This is a genomic window from Flavobacterium salmonis (assembly GCF_903819435.1).
In the GTDB taxonomy this organism is placed as follows: domain Bacteria; phylum Bacteroidota; class Bacteroidia; order Flavobacteriales; family Flavobacteriaceae; genus Flavobacterium; species Flavobacterium chungangense.
In genome coordinates this window covers 1-451 of the sequence record NZ_CAIJDP010000009.1, presented here as the reverse complement: position 1 = coordinate 451, position 451 = coordinate 1, and the positions used below count along the sequence as shown (strand labels likewise).

General features: G+C 51.0%; 1 protein-coding gene. It reads left to right on the top strand.

The window, feature by feature from the left end:
• Positions 1–451, top strand: a 451-nt coding sequence (locus FLACHUCJ7_RS00045) for a Calx-beta domain-containing protein (RefSeq protein WP_317170840.1), incomplete at both ends; no start/stop codon positions are given.

The window sequence follows — 451 nt, the reverse complement described above, 5'->3', positions numbered from 1 at the left end:
AAGCAATACTACGATCACCATCCCGGCAGGCCAATTGACCGGTACGATCACTATTGATCCGGCCGATGATACCCTGTACGAAGGAAATGAAACCGTAATTGTCGACATCACAGGAGTAACCGGAGGCAATGGTGCTACAGAAAACGGCGTTCAGCAGGCAATCGTTACGATCACTGATGATGAGACCACCCCAACGGTAACCCTTAGCGGAACAGCTTCAATCGCAGAGAACGCAGCGGGCACCGCTACAATCACCGCTACAATCACCGCTACGCTGAGCACGGCTACGACTACCGCTACAGTGGTAAGTTTAGGCTTTACAGGAACAGCTTCGGCAGGAGATTATACAGCAAGCAATACTACGATTACCATCCCGGCAGGCCAATTGACCGGTACGATCACTATTGATCCGGCCGATGATACCCTGTACGAAGGAAATGAAACCGTAATC